18 protein-coding genes and 1 tRNA gene are annotated in these 19,833 nt (G+C 35.6%); 8 read left to right on the top strand and 11 right to left on the bottom strand.

What is annotated here, in order from left to right:
* Positions 1-2: 2 nt before the first annotated feature.
* The 7 genes from ABWU58_RS00275 to ABWU58_RS00245 form a co-directional block, all read right to left on the bottom strand.
* Complete coding sequence (locus ABWU58_RS00275; RefSeq protein ID WP_353283231.1) at positions 3-554, bottom strand: 5-formyltetrahydrofolate cyclo-ligase; 552 nt, start codon at positions 552-554, stop codon at positions 3-5.
* Positions 538-1,158, bottom strand: coding sequence for an oxidoreductase (locus tag ABWU58_RS00270; protein WP_353283230.1), 621 nt, complete (start codon positions 1,156-1,158; stop codon positions 538-540). Before ABWU58_RS00270 ends, ABWU58_RS00275 begins: the two co-directional genes overlap by 17 nt.
* 95 nt (positions 1,159-1,253) lie before the next feature.
* Positions 1,254-2,399 carry a SurA N-terminal domain-containing protein gene (locus ABWU58_RS00265; protein ID WP_353283229.1) on the bottom strand — a complete coding sequence of 382 codons (1,146 nt, stop codon included), beginning with the start codon at positions 2,397-2,399 and terminating at the stop codon, positions 1,254-1,256.
* 176 nt (positions 2,400-2,575) lie between these two features.
* A tRNA-Ser gene (locus ABWU58_RS00260) sits at positions 2,576-2,666 on the bottom strand.
* Between the two features lie 133 nt (positions 2,667-2,799).
* A complete protein-coding gene (gene ppa, locus ABWU58_RS00255) occupies positions 2,800-3,306 on the bottom strand; it encodes an inorganic diphosphatase (protein WP_353283228.1) in 507 nt (168 codons plus the stop codon).
* Positions 3,307-3,382: 76 nt separating this feature from the next.
* Positions 3,383-4,642 carry a hypothetical protein gene (locus tag ABWU58_RS00250; protein WP_353283227.1) on the bottom strand — a complete coding sequence of 420 codons (1,260 nt, stop codon included), beginning with the start codon at positions 4,640-4,642 and terminating at the stop codon, positions 3,383-3,385.
* Positions 4,643-4,708: 66 nt separating this feature from the next.
* Positions 4,709-4,849 carry a hypothetical protein gene (locus ABWU58_RS00245; protein ID WP_353283226.1) on the bottom strand — a complete coding sequence of 47 codons (141 nt, stop codon included), beginning with the start codon at positions 4,847-4,849 and terminating at the stop codon, positions 4,709-4,711.
* On the opposite strand from ABWU58_RS00245, the gene ABWU58_RS00240 reads away from it, so the two are divergent.
* Entirely contained in the window at positions 4,848-5,069 is a 222-nt protein-coding gene (locus ABWU58_RS00240) for a hypothetical protein (RefSeq protein ID WP_353283225.1), read from the top strand. The two genes, ABWU58_RS00245 and ABWU58_RS00240, sit on opposite strands and share 2 nt — an antisense overlap.
* A 553-nt stretch (positions 5,070-5,622) precedes the next feature.
* Here the strand turns inward: ABWU58_RS00240 and mnmA are convergent.
* The 3 genes from mnmA to ABWU58_RS00225 form a co-directional block, all read right to left on the bottom strand.
* Positions 5,623-6,735 carry a tRNA 2-thiouridine(34) synthase MnmA gene (mnmA, locus tag ABWU58_RS00235; RefSeq protein WP_353283224.1) on the bottom strand — a complete coding sequence of 371 codons (1,113 nt, stop codon included), beginning with the start codon at positions 6,733-6,735 and terminating at the stop codon, positions 5,623-5,625.
* Positions 6,736-7,051: 316 nt separating this feature from the next.
* Entirely contained in the window at positions 7,052-8,128 is a 1,077-nt protein-coding gene (locus tag ABWU58_RS00230) for a rod shape-determining protein (RefSeq protein ID WP_353283223.1), read from the bottom strand.
* A gap of 20 nt (positions 8,129-8,148) precedes the next feature.
* Positions 8,149-9,564, bottom strand: a complete 1,416-nt coding sequence (locus ABWU58_RS00225) for a carboxypeptidase (RefSeq protein ID WP_353283222.1) — start codon at positions 9,562-9,564, stop codon at positions 8,149-8,151.
* 276 nt (positions 9,565-9,840) lie between these two features.
* Between ABWU58_RS00225 and ABWU58_RS00220 the strand changes: the two genes are divergently transcribed.
* From ABWU58_RS00220 to ftsH, 3 genes are all read left to right on the top strand, one after another.
* Positions 9,841-10,320, top strand: a complete 480-nt coding sequence (locus tag ABWU58_RS00220; RefSeq protein ID WP_182183727.1) for an OmpA family protein — start codon at positions 9,841-9,843, stop codon at positions 10,318-10,320.
* Positions 10,321-10,456: 136 nt separating this feature from the next.
* A complete protein-coding gene (gene tilS / locus ABWU58_RS00215) occupies positions 10,457-11,752 on the top strand; it encodes a tRNA lysidine(34) synthetase TilS (protein WP_353283221.1) in 1,296 nt (431 codons plus the stop codon).
* Positions 11,753-11,764: 12 nt separating this feature from the next.
* Positions 11,765-13,597 carry an ATP-dependent zinc metalloprotease FtsH gene (ftsH, locus tag ABWU58_RS00210; protein ID WP_353283220.1) on the top strand — a complete coding sequence of 611 codons (1,833 nt, stop codon included), beginning with the start codon at positions 11,765-11,767 and terminating at the stop codon, positions 13,595-13,597.
* Between the two features lie 738 nt (positions 13,598-14,335).
* On the opposite strand, the gene alaS is transcribed toward ftsH, so the two are convergent.
* Positions 14,336-17,059: an alanine--tRNA ligase gene (gene alaS / locus ABWU58_RS00205; protein WP_353283219.1), complete on the bottom strand. Its 2,724-nt coding sequence runs from the start codon at positions 17,057-17,059 to the stop codon at positions 14,336-14,338.
* Positions 17,060-17,233: 174 nt separating this feature from the next.
* Here alaS and ABWU58_RS00200 point away from each other — a divergent pair, with 174 nt between their 5' ends.
* The 4 genes from ABWU58_RS00200 to fmt all read left to right on the top strand — a co-directional run bounded on the left by ABWU58_RS00200 (position 17,234) and on the right by fmt (position 19,280).
* The gene (locus tag ABWU58_RS00200; RefSeq protein ID WP_353283218.1) at positions 17,234-17,677 is read left to right on the top strand and encodes a PAS domain-containing protein; all 444 of its coding nucleotides are present in this window, start codon (positions 17,234-17,236) and stop codon (positions 17,675-17,677) included.
* Between the two features lie 98 nt (positions 17,678-17,775).
* Positions 17,776-17,982 carry a 50S ribosomal protein L35 gene (gene rpmI, locus ABWU58_RS00195; RefSeq protein WP_015589253.1) on the top strand — a complete coding sequence of 69 codons (207 nt, stop codon included), beginning with the start codon at positions 17,776-17,778 and terminating at the stop codon, positions 17,980-17,982.
* Positions 17,983-18,002: 20 nt separating this feature from the next.
* Positions 18,003-18,368, top strand: coding sequence for a 50S ribosomal protein L20 (rplT, locus tag ABWU58_RS00190; RefSeq protein ID WP_353283217.1), 366 nt, complete (start codon positions 18,003-18,005; stop codon positions 18,366-18,368).
* 12 nt (positions 18,369-18,380) lie between these two features.
* A complete protein-coding gene (gene fmt, locus ABWU58_RS00185) occupies positions 18,381-19,280 on the top strand; it encodes a methionyl-tRNA formyltransferase (protein ID WP_353283216.1) in 900 nt (299 codons plus the stop codon).
* Positions 19,281-19,833: the final 553 nt, after the last annotated feature.

The following is a 19,833-nucleotide window of genomic DNA, read 5'->3' as shown; positions in this document are numbered from 1 at the left end:
ATCTACTCCTTTCTATCCACTTTCTTGAGCAATCCACTTCCACACCTAACACACATCTCAGTGATTATAATATCCAATTTTTGATCATGTTTTTCTACAGGTAAATCTTTACAATATTGTTTCTCATAGGCTACACCTATAAATATTTTTCCAAGTGGCCGCAGTTTTTCTATCATTGTATCATACCAACCACCGCCAAAACCTAATCTATTAAAATGATCATCAAAAGCAATAACAGGAGTAATGATTGTGTCAGGAATTACATCTTCATCTGTTTTGTTCCATTCCTCAAATTTTAGTAACTTATTTTTATTAGGAATTGCTACTTTATAATCTAAATTGAGTAAATTATGCATCAAAGGCATAACGTTTATTTCCCCATCCATTGGAATGTAAGCCGCTATTGTTTTGCCTTTAACGTAACTTAAGTTCTGATTAAAGAGATTAATAAGGGAATTTGCTGCATAACTGGAATAACTTTCATCAACATCTTTTCTTATAGTTCTATATTGCTCTCTTATTTCCTTTTTGTGCTGTTTAATATCTTTGAACATGATCTATCCATTTTGCAGTGAGTTTTTCTTGTAAACTATTTTGCTTTAAGCGCTCACTTAAAAAATCAAAGTCAATAAATTCCATATCCTGGTCTTGATTACTGCAGCTATAAACAAAACTCCTTTCTCCTGTTTCCGTATTTATATGTTGCTGAACACACTGAGCGCAGATTTCTTTCATCATACACTGCATAGGAGAATTAACTGACGATATTGCTATGTGACTTGACTTCAGATATGGCTTTAAAATTGTTTTTCTAGCTTCATTCACAGCTTTCATCATTTTATCAGAACCAATAGTGATAATTTTATCTATAGCGTTTAAATTAATACCTAATCTTCCTTGTTGATAAGAGACTATTGCATCAACTATATTACCATGAAAGGATTTATCTTGATCTCTGCTTGTTTCTATCAATCCTTCTTCACATGCCCAAACTACCGCATTTGATGCACGCTCTATCAGTGCTCGTTTAAATACATCACTTAACTTCTTATAGCCAGCGAAGTACAAAACCTTGTTATTATTTTCAAGACATGCCTTCCCTATCGAAAATAACACTGCATTTCCAACTCCACCACCAATTAGCATTATATTCTTCATGTACTATTTTAACTATATTTGTTCAAATTTTTTGAAATTTTATAGAATAAAGTAATTTTCGCACACAAAGACAGAGACAAGGACACTCTCTGACTTCAACTATACCGATAACTGACAGCTGAATTTTTACGCATATCATCTAATAACAAGTTGCTTTGTATCATAATCTTTTGTTGGTACATCTGCTGTTTAATTGCTTCTATATCCGCTGCATTACTCTTGATATCACACAACATCATTAACTTTGCAGTGCCATTTTCTCTTAATTCTACTATTTCATTCACACTTGTTTTACTAAATAAAATCTGTAAATCAGGATTTAAATCTCGCATTTTTATTTCAAATTCTTTTGCATTCGGCAACTTAAAATTATCTGCCAATTTATCAAAATTTAAACAATTAACTTTTTGCTCCTTGAGATTATCCAATAAACTTTCTGAACCTTCAACCACAATCTGTTTTAATTTTAAAGTGCTTTCCAGCAGTGCATGATTAAGTTGTACTTTATCTATTACTTTTATAACAGAGCAACCTTCACTGAAACTGAATGGACCTGCTATGTCGCTGATTTCTAATCCTTCTAAAACGTTCTTGAGTTTGCCTTTCAGTTGATTTAAATTAACTGTTGCTTTACGCATCTTTATTGGAGATTCTGGGTTATTACTATTACGTAATTTTTTTACTAAATCTTCAGCTATACCATAAACATCCTTGTCTTTTTGATCAGGAATTATAAACTCTTGGAACGTGATAAGATAATCCGGCTTTTCTGTTTGCCTTTTTACATCATCTACTTCTTTATCGCTTATATTAATAAATGGCACAATTCTTACTTCAATAATTTTGCTCCACAGTAACTGACATTTTATTTGTTTTCTTAAAATACCAAGATCTATATTATGCTTCTCTATGTATTGATCAACTTCATTAGCCTTAAGTTTAAAACTTTGGGTTAAAAATAATATGATAGCATTATCTAACTCCTCGTTGCTCAATTTTATATTCAGCCTCTGTGCTTCATTGATAATGATAATTTCGTCTATTAGCTCCCTAAGAATTTGAGGCTTTGCTTCTTTTCGATCAACACTTTGAGTGCCAAACAATGAATTTATAAAGTTGATGCGTTTTTCGATATCTAAATTTGAAATTGGCTCGCCATTTACATCTGCAATAATTTCAATCTCGGTTGCAAGCAACCTAAGTGGCAACACTATCAACAGTAAAATTAGTATTTTATGCATATAAGTAAGGTTAATAACCAATTCTATAGTAAGTACTAAGTCAATGCTAGCCAACTTTTTAATAATGATCTAAGTGGCAATGAAAATAAAAACCATTGCAACAAAATCAGGTACGTTGGTAAATAGGCTAAAAATATACTAATATAGCGGGCTTAGATCGTGCTAAAAACAGTATACGGAAGGAGAGGGATTCGAACCCTCGATACGACTTTTCAATCGTATAACGGTTTAGCAAACCGCCGCCTTCAGCCACTCGGCCACCCTTCCAAATTTAGAACCTAAAGATTATATAATACCAAGACCTCTACCGCCTGTCTAATGCTTTTAATTGCAATATTTACCCATTAAAAACAACAACATTTTTCCGAATAACTGTAATTCCAGGCTAAATCAACGTAAACTAATTTCTGCTTTTTTCAATGATTTTCTTTGCTTCTTCTATACCAACCCATTCTCCAACTGCTACCGTTTTTCCCTTTTCTAGATCTTTATAATGAGAAAAGAAATGAGCAATTTTATCTAGTAGGTTTTTAGATAAGTCAGAATAGTCCTTTATATTGTCATAATAGCTATCAACACTGGAAACAGGCACAGCTAATATCTTTTCATCTTCTCCTTTTTCATCTTTAGTGAGTAATGCGCCTATTGGACGCACCGGTATTAAAACACTAGATGCTAAGGGAAATTGAGTTAGCACCAAAACATCCACAGGATCACCATCACCTGCGCAGGTATTTGGTATAAACCCATAATTGCAAGGATAAGTCATTGAGGTAGACAAAAATCTGTCAACTTGTAACAACCCAAGCTCTTTATTAAATTCATACTTTACAGGCTCAGCATTTGCACTTATTTCAATTACCACATTCACCGCATTTGGTACCGCTGTTATTTTACTTAAATCCATAAATTACCTTCTTAACTTAAGAATAAGCATTATACAATATGTACTTTTAAGTTGCTACATTTATGTAGTTCTAAGCTTATTTTTCATGGGACTGTTTTAAATTTTCACTCGTCATTCCATTGACTGTTGAAAGTGGTGGTTCCTGTGGTGATTTCAATAGTTGAAATAAAGCATATACTACTACAATAGTCAGCACAGCAGCAACTATCAGGTTAGTAAGGTTATTTTGTGGCAAAACATCTTTTATTGAGTTGAACAATTTTTGCTCCATAAAGAAATAATCAGCAACATATAACCCAACAGATAATACAAACATACCTAAAATAAGTTTACAGATCGTGTTTTTATAGTCTTTTTCTTTTTTCTTGCTGATGATGAAATTTGGCCTACATCCATTCTCTTCTTGCGGCACTGAGTAGTATATATTCTCAGGGCTCGTTACCAATTGCTCAAATTCATCACTGCTCTGTTTTTTTAACAGTTGCTCTAGGGTATTTTTTGCATTTATAGGATATAACTTAGGTCCATCCATTTTCAATCCTTCCTCTTGTCGATCCACACCCTCATGGTTGATTGTATATTTGATGGTTCCATCTCTACTTGATAACTTGATCATATGTAGTGCTTGAGCTAAGAACTCTATAAACGGATTCTTATCTATCCCTAGTACTTCTCTTTTTACTGTTTTGTTAAACGGTGAAAGTTTTTCATAGTAAATGGAAAACAACAATGCTACATCTTTATCTACTTTTATATCTTGATGAATAGAATAATAGAAATCAATAATACATTTATTTAAAGCAAACTCTCTGTCATATTTGTTGTTTAATATATTTTCTTCACTTAACAACTTTCTAACATCAATAAGTACCTTATCTTCAAAATCCTCTACTGTTTCAAATATTGGGTCTCTCTTTGGATTTGCTAAAACGTTAAGAAGCTTTAATTTTTTTTGATCTTCTGTCAATCCTGCTTGATCTACAATTTCTCTTAGCAATTTTCCTAGTGCGTTATAAGTAGTAGATGTTTTTTCGCTTTCGACTGCAGCATATATTTTATCAATTACTTCTTGAGTATTGAGATGAGCATTTTCTGCAAGAACTCTATAAGCTTGAGCATAAATTAAAAACAGCCCTTGTAGACTAAATTTTAAGTTAAAATAGTAATCTAATTGTTCATCTTGCTTCTGTATGAATGCAGAAAGATCTGTGTGATTTCTGTGATCCATACTACGATCTAAATCGGCATGTTGAAAGCTACCTAAACGAATAAACAAAGCCTCTAATAAATTGCCCTTACCAACAATTTTTATTAGTTCTTCAACTTCCTTAACCATTGTTAAAACCTATAATGTTCTACTTTATAGTATAAGGGATATATGGTAAAATAGCAACAAATGTTATTAGACTTCTTGCATAACCCAAACTAAGTAGAAAAAGGTATCACCCAAGTAGCTGACACTGGTTCCCTTATGACGGCAGTGCCCTCTTCTTGTCATCCCAGTGCCCTGACTACTTGGATCCAGGAAAAAGAATGATGTCATGAAAGTAGCCCCTATGATGTCATTCCAGTGCTCCTTTCTCGTCATCCCAGTGCCTATTTCTTTGTCATCCCAGTGCCCAGACACTGGGATTCAGAAAAAAGAATGGTGTCATGCAAGTAGCCTCCTTCTCCTGTCATCCCAGTGCTTGACACTGGGATCCAGAAGACTTAATTTCAAACAAATAATAAAGGCTAGATTCCAGTGTCAAGCACTGGAATGACACCTCTCTTGGGCTCTTTTAGCCATAAATATTAAGAAATTTACCAAACGAAAAAAAAGGCAAAAGAAGCCCCGTGGTGGTTGGCTATTTACTATGTACTAAAATATCGGCGGTTTTTTTATTCTAAAACGCTTGATTAAGAGCGATTTAGCTGCTTTTAACTTGCAACTTACCTACACCGCAAGTGTTTAAGAAATTTACTAAGCAGGAAAAAAGGCAAAGAAACCCCGTAGTAGCTAGCATTCAAATTCTCCCTTGTCAATTTGACGTTTTTTGCTGTCTTAAACGCTTTGTAAGCGCGTTTCGGCTTATATAGGTAAAAACCTAAAAATTTTTAAAGACATGCGATGCACGTAGTGCGAAAAATTAAACATGAGACGCCAAATACCCTAAGTTTTTTGTCATTAACCTGCACAGATTGCGAAGATAAATAAATAGCTTCAGTTTCATGATAAGGGCGCTGGCGAGGCTTGTCAAGTAAGTTTTTTCGTTTCTGTTATATGGTTATGCAAGAAGTCTATTGTACGTTTACATTCTGCATCAAAGCTTTCAGTTAAGAGCATATCCATCCACCGCCAATTACTTGCTCATCTTTATACGCTACACAGGCTTGACCTGGACTGATGCCAAAGTAATCGTCGTTTAAAATGACACAGGCTTTATTTTTTTCGTCAGTTGAATGTATTGTTGCTAAACTTCCCGCATGTGATGATCTCAGCTTCACAGTTACTTCCATACCTTCCTTTGGTTGTTCTAACCAATTTAACTCCTTGATCAATATTTTTTTTTGCATTAATGCGTTGATCGGGCCTACTATAACCTCATTATTCTCTGTATTGATTTTTATCACGTAAAGAGGTTCACTGTATCCAACACCTAAGCCTTTTCTTTGCCCTACTGTAAAATTTACTATGCCACTGTGCTCACCTAGCACTTTTCCATTAATATCCACTATTTTACCTTTCTGTACAGATTGTGGAGCTAATTTAGCTATTGTTTTACTATAGCTTTCGGAAACAAAGCATATATCTTGACTGTCCGGCTTTTCAGAAATTTGTAAGCTGAAATATTTTGCTAATTTTCTTATATCACTTTTATAGAACCCACCTAGTGGAAATCGCAAAAGCTTTAACTGCTCCTCAGTTGTAGCAAATAGAAAATAACTTTGATCTTTACTTTTATCAATGCTTCTGCACAACTTTACCTCACCATTTTTTTCTAATCTCCTCACATAATGTCCTGTAACTAGCACATCAGCACCAAGATCTTTCGTAACTTGCAATAGATCACGAAACTTTACTGTTTGGTTACATCTTACGCATGGTATGGGAGTTTCCCCACGCATATAGGTACTTGCAAAATCCTCTATTACTTCCTTTTTGAATATTTCCTCGTAGTTTAAAATATAGTGAGGAAAGCCAACACTTTCAGCTACACGCTTAGCGTCGTAAATATCCTGTCCAGCACAGCATGCGCCCTTTCTTGCGTTAGCATTACCATCGGTGCCATAGAGTTGAAGAGTCACACCTATCACTTCGTACCCAAGGTTATGTAGCAGTGCTGCAGCAACCGAGCTATCAACTCCGCCAGACATTGCAACAATAGCCTTGGTCTGGTGCGGAGCTTTATCTTTTAGCAGAGGTTCAATTTCAAATTCTTTTAGCATAATCGCCTTAATTTATAAACGCAAATCTTGTGTCATTCCAACATACAGCTGTGCAAACGTTTTGATTTGGGGGCAACTTACATAGTAGATGATGTCATGAAACTAGCTGACACTGGAATCTAGTTTCTATTACACAAATTCATTAAAACAGCATATTTATTTGTAATCAAGTTTCCTGGATCCCAGTGTTAGCTACTCGGATGACACCCTTTCCTGCTAGAAGTTGCCTTCAAATTACTTGGTGCATGACACTGGGATCTCATTTATATTACATAATTCCATCAAAACAATTCGATAAACTACCTTCAAAAACAATTTAATCCTGCTTAAATAAAACATGGCCAAAATAATCCATGTTTTCAAGCACTTTTCCACTACCCAGAGCAACACAACAAAGTGGGTCATCTGCAACACGAACTGGTAGTTTTGTTGTTTCACTGATAACTTTGCCCAAGTTACGCAATAATCCACCACCACCGGATAAAATTATTCCTCTATCGACTATATCAGAAGAAAGTTCAGGTGGAGTGCTCTCCAGTGCAGTCCTAATAGCAGAAATTATCTGATGCACAGGCTCTATTAAACTCTCTGCAACTTGGTATTCTGATAAAAGCATTTCTTTTGGCATGCCACTCACTAAATCCCTTCCTTTAATTATCATTCCCTCTTTGTTATTTTCACCTGGCAGACTGGCTGAACCTATGCTTTTCTTAATTTTTTCGGCAGTTGTTTCACCGATTAATAACTTATGATTTTCACGAATATACGATTTTATTGCTTCATCCATAATATCGCCACCTACTCTGGCAGAACGTGAATAAACAATTCCGCCTAAAGAAATAATTGCAACTTCAGTTGTACCGCCTCCTATATCAACGATCATAGAACCCTCAGGTTCAGTAACTGGGAGCCCAGCTCCGATTGCTGCAGCCATTGGTTCTTCAATCAAAAATACTTCATTTGCACCAGCACTTTCTGCTGCATCTTGTATAGCACGCCTTTCAACTGGCGTGGATCCAGATGGAACGCATATGATAATATTAGGTTTATTAACAGTGAATTTTGTGTTTGCACTGCGTATGAAATATTTTAGCATTTCTTCCGCACTTTTAAAATCAGCAATAACTCCATCCTTTAAGGGCCTTATCGCCTCTATTTCTCCAGGCGTTTTTCCAAGCATCATTTTAGCTTTTTTACCAAAAGCATAAGGAACGTAGCTTCCTTTTTCTTTTACTCTTGCTACAACTGAAGGCTCATCAAGCACTATTCCCTGATTTTTCTGATAAACTAAAGTGTTTGCAGTACCAAGGTCTATGGCGATATCGCTAGCAAACAAACCTTTGAAAGTAAAAAGGCTATAAAACTTTCCGGTTAACTTTCGAACAAAATTCATACATAACTCAAGAAAACCATTTATTGAGACAAATTATACTTTTCAGATAGGTAGTAAGTAACACACTCAACGTCTAAACCCTTGCCTGTTACTTTTTTTAGCAGTTCCAGGCCACACTTTGCACTGTATATATTTTGAGATAACCAACTGATAAGTAAACTAAAATCTCCTTTTATTATAGCACTTAATGATTCGTAATGATTCTTTTTAACGAAAGAGAAAATCTGCACAGCAGCAATTAAAGCAATAATTTTTATAGGAAAGTAGCCCATAACACCGCTTGCCCAATATTCATCTTGAAAATAAGTGTCCAGCTCATTTTTAGCTTTTACTGGAATTTTATAGTGCTTCATACCTTCCAACCACGCATCGTGCAGATCCTTAACTTCCAGTGTACCATTTATTATATCCTGTTCTAACCTAGTTCTCAACATAATATGAGCTAACAGACTAAATTCATCTGCATTTTTTAAAAAAGAAGAAAGGTTTATTTCATTGAAAACCAAGTACAAATTTTCAACACTGCTATTAGTTTTGCCTTTTATAGCAAATTTCTCTTTTATGTGTGGTTGAATGAACTCAATAAATTCTCTGGATGTTCCAATCATCCTTTCCATGAATAACCCTTGAGTTTCATACATAACATGTCTCGTAATTGGGCTACTTATAGAATTTTGCGCTAAACATTTTTGATAAATTGCATAACCACTATGCCGTAAAAGTGAAAATAAACCATAACAAAAATCAGATTCGTCATAATCTATAGGGGAGTAATAAGAAGTACGAATCTCATTTAGCGCAATACCCATTTGCTGTAAACATAACGAGCCAAGTTCAATCTGCTTCTGAGTAGCAACTCTTTGTATATTAGTAACCTTATCCTTTTTCTGCTTTTCAATTATTTCATCCACATTTTCGCTAAAAAATTTGCCTACCTTGGGGAATACTTCCCTTATATTCTTTTCTGTGATATCAGAGTCATAGTCAGCAAGCAGTGAGTCGTATTTTGAGCATTTTAATTGCTGCGATTTTATAGAAGTTACTTCACGAATGAGTTTGATTAAATCAGCAAAACGTTCTTTTAGTTTTTCTAAGTTACTGGTTTCAGAATGAGATAGCTTCCATAAATTTTGGCATTCAACTTTAGCTTTGGACAAAGACTTTACTAAATCGATAGGAACAGCACTGTTGCTTTTATGTATTCTCTCTATTAACTTTAGCTGCTGAGTATTTGCACTTTTTTTGTTGCCAAGAGCATCTGCTAATGATTCCTTTATTACGTCATGAGAGATAATTTCATGTCTAATTTCTTCTAGAAGACTCATTTGTTCAATCTTGTCCTCTATATTCAATTGGCTTTGGTTTAGTACTTTTAGCGTATTTTTGATATTCTTTACCCTATATAATACTTCCTCTAAAAATTTATAAGATTTCATATTTGTTCATTATTTTAGAAAACATCTGTTTAATATCGTAATAGATTAATAATAAAGTTAAAAGTATATTTGCTTAAAGTACAATAAAAAATTGTACTTTTTATTCCTTTATTGGATTTTTCTACTCAGAGTCCAGCATATTATAAGAAAATTAATTGTAAGGGTGTAGAAAAAGTATTTAGTATTTTATTTCTCTTGACTATATTACAATATGGAGAGATTATTAGCTACTGAAATTAAAGTTACGCACTGTTTAAAATTTATGGAGGTTTAGTAATGTGGAGTAGACTGGTTATAATGTGCTGTTTTTGTTTATTACTTACTGGTGTAAGTTCTTGCCCAAAAAAAGGAGCAAATACAACAAATAAAATGAATTCTGTTGTTAAGCAGATAGGTGATAAAAGAGTTTTCTTTGGTTATGATGAATCTAGTATTACTGAAGTAAGTGCAGATGCATTACTTGACGTAATGGAGGTGTTACAAGATAACCCTGACGCAAAGGTTACTTTAACTGGTCATACTGACAACCGTGGTTCTCATGAATATAATCTTGCGCTAGGCGCTAGAAGGGCAGATGCAGCTAAAAAATTTATGGTTAGTTGTACACCCTACATAGAAAACAGAATAAAAACTGCTTCTAAGGGTGAAACTGAGCCTTTGGTTAATGTAAAAGATGATTCTAGAAATTCTAAATATGAAAAAGAGCATGCTAAAAATCGTAGAGTGGAATTTTCATTTTCTGGAATAAAGAAATAGTTTCTTGCATTAAAACCTGGATCCCAGTGTCAAGCACTGGGATAAAGAGCAATTCCGCTGCTTATTAGTGGAATCTATATATATTGCAAATAAGTCGCTGTGTGACGTAGAGATTATCTGGCCATCAAGAGACATAATGGAATTAGAGTCATTATTTCAAAATATAGCTAATAGCTTTGCTTTCTATAATAATCAAGTTGCAGTTGCAGTATCAGGTGGTGTAGATAGTATAGTCTTACTGCACTTAATGACTAACTGGGCAAAAAAAAACAAGCTTTTAGTTCCTATAGCATTAACAGTAAATCATGGATTACGTTCAGAGTCTCAAAAAGAAGCTGATTTTGTTGTAAGTTATGCAAAGGAACTTGGAGCAAAGGAGTCGTTCATATTAAATTGGGAGAAGCAAAATATTAAAGGCAATATTCAGTTACAGGCACGAAAAGCACGGTATAAATTACTAGCAGAGTGGTGTAAAAATAATAGTGTTAAATATTTACTTGTTGCTCATCACAAAGATGATCAAGCAGAAACGTTCTTATTAAGATTAGAGCGAGGTAGCGGCGTAGATGGATTATCATCAATGGACTACAAATCTTTCTTAAATGGTATTTATATATTTAGGCCATTGTTAAATTTTAGTCGTAGTGAAATAGAAAAGTACGCTAAGCTTCACCGGTTAAAATGGATCGAAGATAGAAGCAACTATAACTTAAAATACAGGCGAACTTTATACCGTAGCTTACTTAAAGCAAGTGACAATCAAGAGATTTTAACAGAGCGAATATGCCTCACAGCCCTTCATATGAAAAGAGCTGCAAAAGCGTTGATGCACTACACACGCCTTGCATTCAATGACTGTGTTAATGTTCATGATCTTGGTTATATTGAAATTAAACTAAGTGAATTTTATCAATTGCCAGAGGAAATAGCCTTGAGGCTTCTTCTTTACTCTATAATGGCAATTGCCAGTAAACACTATAAACCAAGGTACAGCAGCCTCATTGCAATATTTAATAGAATATTGCAAAAGGATAGTAATGTTAACTGTACACTTTCTGGGTGTAAAATAAGAAAACATGGAGAAAATATCTTAATAATTAGAGAATCGTCAAGGATACAAGAAATTACCGTAAATCTACCTTTAAATGAACCTATTGAATGGGATAACAGATTTAGCTGCACAATACTCGGAAATCAAGAGTGTTCAGTTATCATCGCTCCATTAAAAAAAACACAAAAAGTTCCTGAATTTCTGAAGGATTACAACTGCTGCCCTGAAGTTTTCTATTCTTTGCCTGTAGTGCTAAAAGATAGAAAGGTGCTTGCTTATCCTGATGTAAATTATAACGGAAAAAATACCAATGACGATAAGGTTCAATGCATTATTAATAGCACAATAAAACAAAATTTGGTAAGCTTGATGGGTATTTAGTTAGAAATAAAAATGAAAAAATTTTTAGAAGGCTTATTGATCTGGTTAGTAATTATTGTTCTTATTTCAGTTGCTTATATTCAGTTCAGCGGAAATGTAGGTAGAAGTAAAACAATTATACCTTTTTCGGAATTTTTAACTAAACTAGAAGACAATGATGTAGAAAATATTGTCATAAAAAACCAGAGCATTGAGGGCAAGTTTAGGGATGGTTCAAGTTTCAACTCAAGCGGTGTTATATATAGCGACCTAATAAAAAATTTACATGATAGAAAAGTGAGATTCTCCTTTTCAACTGGAGATTCTGCCATGAGCGTAATTGGTGGATTACTTATCTCATGGGTCCCAACATTTATCTTTATTGGCTTATTGCTATTCTTTTTTAAACAAACACAAGCGGGAGGCAACAGAACTATAAGCTTTGGCAAGTCAAGGGCTAGACTCATGACTAGTGGAAAAAAAGTAACATTTGATGATGTTGCCGGAATTGATGAAGCAAAAGAAGAGCTAGTAGAAATCGTTGATTTCCTTAAACAAAGGCAAAAATTTCAAATATTAGGTGGAAAAATACCAAAAGGGTGCCTTTTAATTGGCTCTCCTGGAACTGGTAAAACTTTACTTGCTCGTGCAATTGCAGGTGAAGCTAATGTACCATTTTTTAGCATTTCTGGATCTGATTTTGTTGAAATGTTTGTCGGTGTTGGTGCAAGTCGTGTTCGTGATATGTTTGATCAAGGCAAGAAAAATGCTCCTTGTATAATTTTTATAGATGAAATAGATGCGGTGGGTAGACATCGTGGCATTGGTCTTGGTGGCGGCAACGACGAAAGAGAGCAAACATTAAATCAGTTATTAGTTGAGATGGATGGCTTTGAGTCTAATGAAGGCGTAATAATAATTGCTGCGACTAACCGTCCGGATGTCCTAGATCCAGCACTGCTTAGACCTGGTCGTTTTGACCGACAGATTACTATTTCTTTACCCGATATAAATGGGCGCGAGAAAATATTAAATACGCATATAAAGAAAATATCAATGGCCCCTGATGTAAATGTGAAAACAGTTGCAAGAGGAACACCGGGTTTTTCAGGGGCTGATTTAGCAAATTTAGTGAACGAATCTGCGCTTATTGCTGCAAGAAGAAACAAGAAGATTGTTACCATGGATGATTTCGAATATGCACGTGATAAAGTGATGATGGGTGTGGAAAGGCGATCTCTCATTATGACAGAAGAGGAAAAGAGACTGACTGCATACCATGAAGCTGGCCATGCGATGATTGCTGTTAATATGCCTGCTTCTGATCCTATACACAAGGCAACAATTATTCCACGCGGTAGGGCACTCGGTTTAGTTATGAGACTACCAGAAACAGATAGAGTGTCCCTCACAAGAGAAAAGATGCTAGCAGATATAACTGTTGCAATGGGTGGACGTGTGGCAGAAGAGCTAATTTTTGGCTATGATAAAGTCACAAGCGGCGCATCTTCAGATATAAAACTAGCATCAGATTTATCACGTTCTATGGTAACAAAATGGGGAATGAGCGACAAAATAGGTCCGATCTATCACAATCACGAACAAACTATGCATGGTTCTGAGATAATTTCTGAAGATACGTTAAAACTTATAGATGAAGAAGTGAAGAAAGTTGTGTCTTCTTGCTATGAAAAAGCGAAAGACATTTTGACCAAGCATAAGAAAGGCTTAGATCTCATTGCCGAAAATCTACTGGAGTTTGAAACTTTAACAGGAGATGAAATAAAGGACATATTAAGCGGAAAAAAAATTGTTAGAGAGGAAAATGAGAAGAATGAGAAAATAAAAAAATCCTCTCTCTATTAAATTTGGCCTTGTTTAACTGCTAAAATGAAAGTTTTTAGTTGCAGCAATGGTGTCATCAGGTAGCTCACAGAAACGGGGCTAAAAACTACTTGACAAGCTTCGCCAGCTCCCTTATCATGAAACTGAAGCTATTTATTTATCTTCTCTGTACAGATTAAATGACAAAAAAACTCACGTATCTGGCGTATCATGTTTAATTTTTTGCACTATGTGCACCTTATGTCTTTATAAAATTTCTACCTACATAAGCTGAAACGCGCTTATAAAGCGTTTAAAACATAAAAAAACGCCAACTTAAAAAATGGATAGTGAATAACTAGCTACCCTAGGGTTTCTTTTGCCTTTTTTTCTGTTTAGTAAATTTCTTAACGTTTATAATTTAGATTAGTTGCGGCTTAAAAGCAGCTAAATCGCGGTTATTAAACGTTTAGAATAAAAAAACGCCATACTTGAAAGTATAATGTAAGTAATTAGCCAACCACGGGGCTTCTTTTGCCTTTTTTTTCGTTTGGTAAATTTCTTAATATTTGTAGCTAAACGACAACCGTCATCCCTGTAAAGGTCAAGTATCCCGCTGCGTGTTAGCGGATGAGATACCGCGGCGGTATGACGGTCTGCGGCGGAATGACGGTTCGTGGCGGTATGACGGTTAAGTAATTCGTCATACCGCTACTTGTTAGCGGGATCTATGCTGGGAGATACCGCGAATGAATCGCGGTATGACGGTGTAGACGATGGTTAAGTATCCCGCTGCTTGTTAGCGCCACGGCGGTATGACGGTTCGTGGTGGTATGACGTAGAGTGCTTAGAAGCTGTTATTTTGCTATAAATGGCTGTAATGGCATCATCTATTTTATTGCTATCACAGCCTGTTTGTGCAAGTTCAGCATTCCCACCACAGTTCTTTTCAACTGCTATTGATATTAGTTCCTTTGCGCTAATCTTATTGATTAAGTCTTTACTTACTTTAATAATCAAAACTGTTTTATCTTTTTCTGTTGCCGTGAAAGCTATTACCGTTTTTGGTTTTTGTTGCTGCAAAACAAACTCTCTTATTACATTTGCTGGAATATCAGTGAAAGTGTGGCTTATAAAATTTATTCCATTTATTTCAGTGCTTTTTATATTCTCTGCACTCACAAGCTTTTTATATAGGTTTCTTATTTTGGTTTCGGATTTTTTGTGTTCTTGACTTAAAACACCTAATCTGCTTGTTATTTCACTTACTGGCACTTTTACGAATTCTGCAACTTTTTTTAAGTTAATTTCATTATCACGTACATAATTAATTGCTTCCTGACCAGTTAAAGCTTCAATTCTCCTCACTCCAAAAGCAACAGAACTTTCTGTTACTATCTTAAATAAACCGATTTCTCCAGTATGTTCAACGTGCGTGCCACCACATAGCTCTTTCGAATCTCCAATATTTACAACTCTAACCTGATCACCATATTTCTCACCAAACAACGCCATAGCTCCTTCGTCTATTGCCTGATTCATGCTTTGAATTTTTGTAGATGCAGAAAGATTTTCTCTGATTAGAGAGTTTACCATATCCTCTACCCAAAACAACTGATCCTGAGCGACTTGAGTGTTATGACTAAAGTCGAATCTCAGTCTATCTGGTGCAACTAGGGAACCTTTTTGAGTGACATGATCACCTAGAATTTTTCTGAGTGTAAAGTGCAGAAGATGTGTAGCTGAATGATTTCTTCTTAAGGTTTGCCTTCTTTCCTTGTCAATGCTTGCTGCAACTGTATCACCTTTACACATTGAGCCAGATTTAACTATGCATCTGTGCAAATATAGGTCATTAACCTTATTGGTATTTTCCACTATAACCATACTTCCAGCAATGCAATCTGTCGTCATTCCAGCGCGTGACCACGTGTTTTCTTCTTTCTGGATCCCAGTGTCCGCTACTTGGATGACAGAAGGGACAATGAAACTTCCAGTATCCCCCACCTGTCCACCTGACTCACCATAAAATGGTGTTTTATCAAGTATAACGGTTATCTTTTCTCCCTCCTTTGCAGAATCAATTACTTCATTTTGGAAAGAAATTACGGCTAGGACCTTTGCATCCTTTATCTCACCAAGCTCATAACCAACAAACTCTGTTTTGCCAAATTTATTGATCAAATCAAACCATACTTGCTCAACAGATTTTTCACCAGATCCAGCCCATTTAGTACGTGCTCTCTCTTTTTGTTCTCCCATTGCATCATCAAAACCCTTCTGGTCAAAATTTATTTTTTTCTCTTTTAAAACATCAAGTGTAATATCCAAAGGAAACCCATAGGTGTCATATAGCTTAAATGCTGATTCTCCAGGTAAAGTATCGCCCGATTTTAAATCTGTAGTGAATTTCTCCAGAAGATTGATACCTTTCATCAAAGTGTCTTTAAAGTTTTCTTCCTCTGATTTTAACGTCGTTTCTATTAAGCTTTTGGCTCTGACTAATTCAGGATAAACATCTCCCATATAAGCCGAACTCGTGCTATCTATCAGCGCCGGAAAAATGCGATGGAGTAGAGAATCATTATATCCAAGCAGGTGGATATAACGCGCGGCTCTCCTAATTAATCTGCGTAATACGTAATTCCTGCCCTCATTTCCAGGAAGCACTCCTTCTGCGATGAGAAATGCAGCCGCGCGAAGATGATCTGCTACGATCTTATGCGCTATTTTATTTTCCGTTCTTCCACAGTACTCTTGTGATTTACTTATCAGAGCAGAAAATAGATCAATATCATAGTTATCATGGACGTTTTGCATAACAGCCGCTATTCTTTCAAGGCCCATTCCAGTATCGATGCATTTTTTTGGCAATTTGTGTAAATTACCTTCTTCATCTTTATTAAACTCCATGAATACCAGATTCCAGATTTCAACAATTCTATCGCCCTCTTGTAAATTAGGACTCCCATGGTCATAAAAAATTTCAGAACATGGACCGCACGGACCAGTGCTTCCCATACTCCAAAAGTTATCATCCGTTGTAATTCTTATGATTTTATCACTTGAAAAGCCACTTATCTTACGCCAAATCTCGTACGCCTCATCATCAGTATGGTAGACGGTTATGGATAGTCTGTTTTTATCAAGAGATAACTCCTTAGTGATAAATTTCCACGCAAATTCTATCGCAGTTTCCTTAAAGTAATCACCGAAGCTAAAATTTCCGAGCATTTCAAAAAATGTGTGATGCCGAGTTGTATAGCCAACATTTTCAAGATCGTTATGTTTACCGCCTGCTCTTAGGCACTTTTGACTTGAGACAGCACGTTTCATTTCAGTTTTTTGAACACCAGTAAAAATATTTTTAAACTGCACCATACCAGCATTTGTGAACATGAGCGTTGGGTCATGTTCTGGAATCAAAGGAGAAGAAGAAACCTGCTCATGGCCATTACTTATAAAAAATTTTATAAATCTTTCTCTGATTTCGTTTAGCTTCATTATTTTTATTGAGAGTATCTATGAATAATAAGCTGCAATGGAAATAAAATCAATTACAATACCACCACTCTCTAGATCTCAGAACTTCTAGTGACATGCACCTTGTGGTAAGAAAAAATCAATATATTCACGATAAATTTACCTCATATCTATGTTTTATATGTGGAAATTAGAATGGAAATTTATGTAGGCAAAGAAAAAAGAATAGCAAATGTGGTGACTCAACACTGGAGTGACATAAAAGGATCAGACAGAGATTGGCCAGAAAGGCACGAAATAGACACTGCAGAAATAATGGAGTCATGGCAGCATTGTTTTATCATTGAAGTCAAGGATCAAGGTTATATTTGTGAAAATGCAGGAGAAAAGGCTGTTGAATTCTATGGTTTTGAGAAAAAGACGCGCATTGATAATAAGTATGCAATTGATGCACCATTTCTGCGACTATATAAAATAGATGCAGTCATTGATAAACTTGATACTGTAATAGAGAGTAAATGTCCAATCAACGAAGAGGAAGAAAGCGAAAGTGTTAAAATGAGGCAAGTATTGTTGCCACTTGGGGATAAAGAAGGTATAACACATATATTGGGCGTAATTACTTTTAAACTCCTTTAATATACAATTTTAATTTGATTCTTTAATAAAATTATTTATAATAATGCTTAATTACTATTAAAGAACTCAATAGTAGTGCTTGTAAATTTATTTGGAATATGAAGAAAATAAAATTAAAAACCAAATCTTCTGTTAAAAAGCGCTTTCACCTTACAGCTAAGGGTAAAGTCATTTCTACTCAGTCAGGCAAAAGGCATGGCATGGTAAAGAGAAGTAAATCTAATATTCGTAATCAGCGCGGTACAACGATTCTTGGTAAATCTGACTCGCGTATAGTTAAGCTTTATATGCCTTATGGTATTTAACAAAATGGAGGTAAAATAAAATGGCTCGGGTAAAACGTGGAGTCACTACTCACGCTCGTCATAAAAAAATATTAAAACTGGCAAAGGGTTATAGAGGGCGCGCAAAAAATTGTTATAGAATTGCATTACAAAGAGTTGAAAAAGCACTGCAATATGCTTACAGAGACAGAAGAACCCGTAAACGTGATTTCCGTAGCTTATGGATAATACGTATTAATGCAGCAGCAAGAGAGCATGGGCTTACTTATGGTAGGTTTATGCATGGTCTTACACTTGCCGGCATTGATTTAAATAGAAAAATTCTTGCTGAGATGGCCGTTAATTATAAGGATGATTTTGCCAAATTAGCAGAAGCTGTAAGTGGTAAACTAGCGGAGAATTCTTAAAGCAAAAACACTGTGAGAATTATTTTCATGGGGTCACCAGGATTTGCTGTTAATTCTCTGAGCTTGTTACTGAAATCAAAGAGCGAAGTGGTAGCAGTATACACCAAGGCTCCAAAACCTTCAGGACGTGGACAGAAGCCAACGAAATCTCCAGTACATGTTATCGCTGAAGAAAGTAACATAGAGGTATGTATTCCTATCTCTCTAAAGTTTTTGGCAGAGCAAGAAAAATTTAGAAATTTCAAACCAGACGTTGCAGTTGTTGCCGCGTATGGATTGATACTTCCAAGAGAAATTTTGAATATTCCAAAATATGGTTGTATTAATATTCATCCTTCATTACTACCAAGGTGGCGTGGTGCAGCCCCGATACAGCACACAATTTTAGCAGGAGATCAAGAAACCGGGGTTAGCATTATGCAATTGGATGAAGGATTAGATTCCGGCCCTATTTTAAAACAGGAAAAATTTCTTATCGAAAAGAACGATAACTACAAGACATTGCATGATAAATTATCTAAGCTAGGCAGTGATTTACTGTTGGAAGTGCTAAACGAAATTGAAAAACAGGTTCCCTTAAAACAGAACGATAATGATGCATGTTACGCTGACAAAGTGGAAGACTATAAAATTTATGCAAGTGATGCTTGTGAGGTTGCTTATAGAAAGGTTAAAGCGTTTTACCCAAAAGCGTTCATCAAGATAGAGAATAAACGTATCAGGATACTTGATGCTGACTTTGAAGCTCTCGCTTCAGAACAAGGTGAGATTGTTAACGATAATATGCACATAAGTTTAAAAGGTGGCACTTTAATTCCTAAAGTTGTACAAATGGAAGGGAGAAATCCTTGCAGTATTGAAGATTTTATTCGTGGCTTGAAATCAAGCATGGTAAAAAAATTTATAGAATAGACTGCTTTGAAGGGAAGGTTAGGAGGGCTAAAGCAACTTCTACAATTTGGTATTCCGCTGCTTGTTAGCGGAATCTACAACAAGATACCGCGTTTTGGTGTACGAACATTGCAATTTGCAGGTAATTTGAGTAGTAGATGGTGTCATTCCAGTGCTTGACACTGGAATCCAGTTTCTATTGTACAGCCACCTGGTGTGCTCATTTAAAGTGAAGTTTTCTGGATCCCAGTGTCTGGGCACTGGGATGACAGTGCGCCGTAGAAACACGGAAAGTGTTGAAGCTGTGCAGTAGATGAGGGAGGGCCCCTCGGAGCCGGTTTGCAAGAGCAGGCTTCAAACAGCCATAAGCTGCTTTGGTAAAGAGCTAAGGTAGTGAGCGTTATGGAAAAGGCACAATTATGTGTCATGTATGAAATAGAGAGACGAACGCAAGTGAACCACTGATGAAGTGTCGAAAGCGTAGAGACGACGTCAAAACCAGGGGGTAGTCGTTAACCTGGGATGAATCTACAGGGAGCTTGTTTACTGGGTAGGTGGCGTCCGGCATAAAAGT

This window comes from Wolbachia endosymbiont (group A) of Pogonocherus hispidulus (genome assembly GCF_964028195.1).
In the GTDB taxonomy this organism is placed as follows: domain Bacteria; phylum Pseudomonadota; class Alphaproteobacteria; order Rickettsiales; family Anaplasmataceae; genus Wolbachia.
The sequence above is the reverse complement of the archived record's forward strand: the minus strand, read 5'-3'. Positions and strand labels throughout refer to the sequence as shown.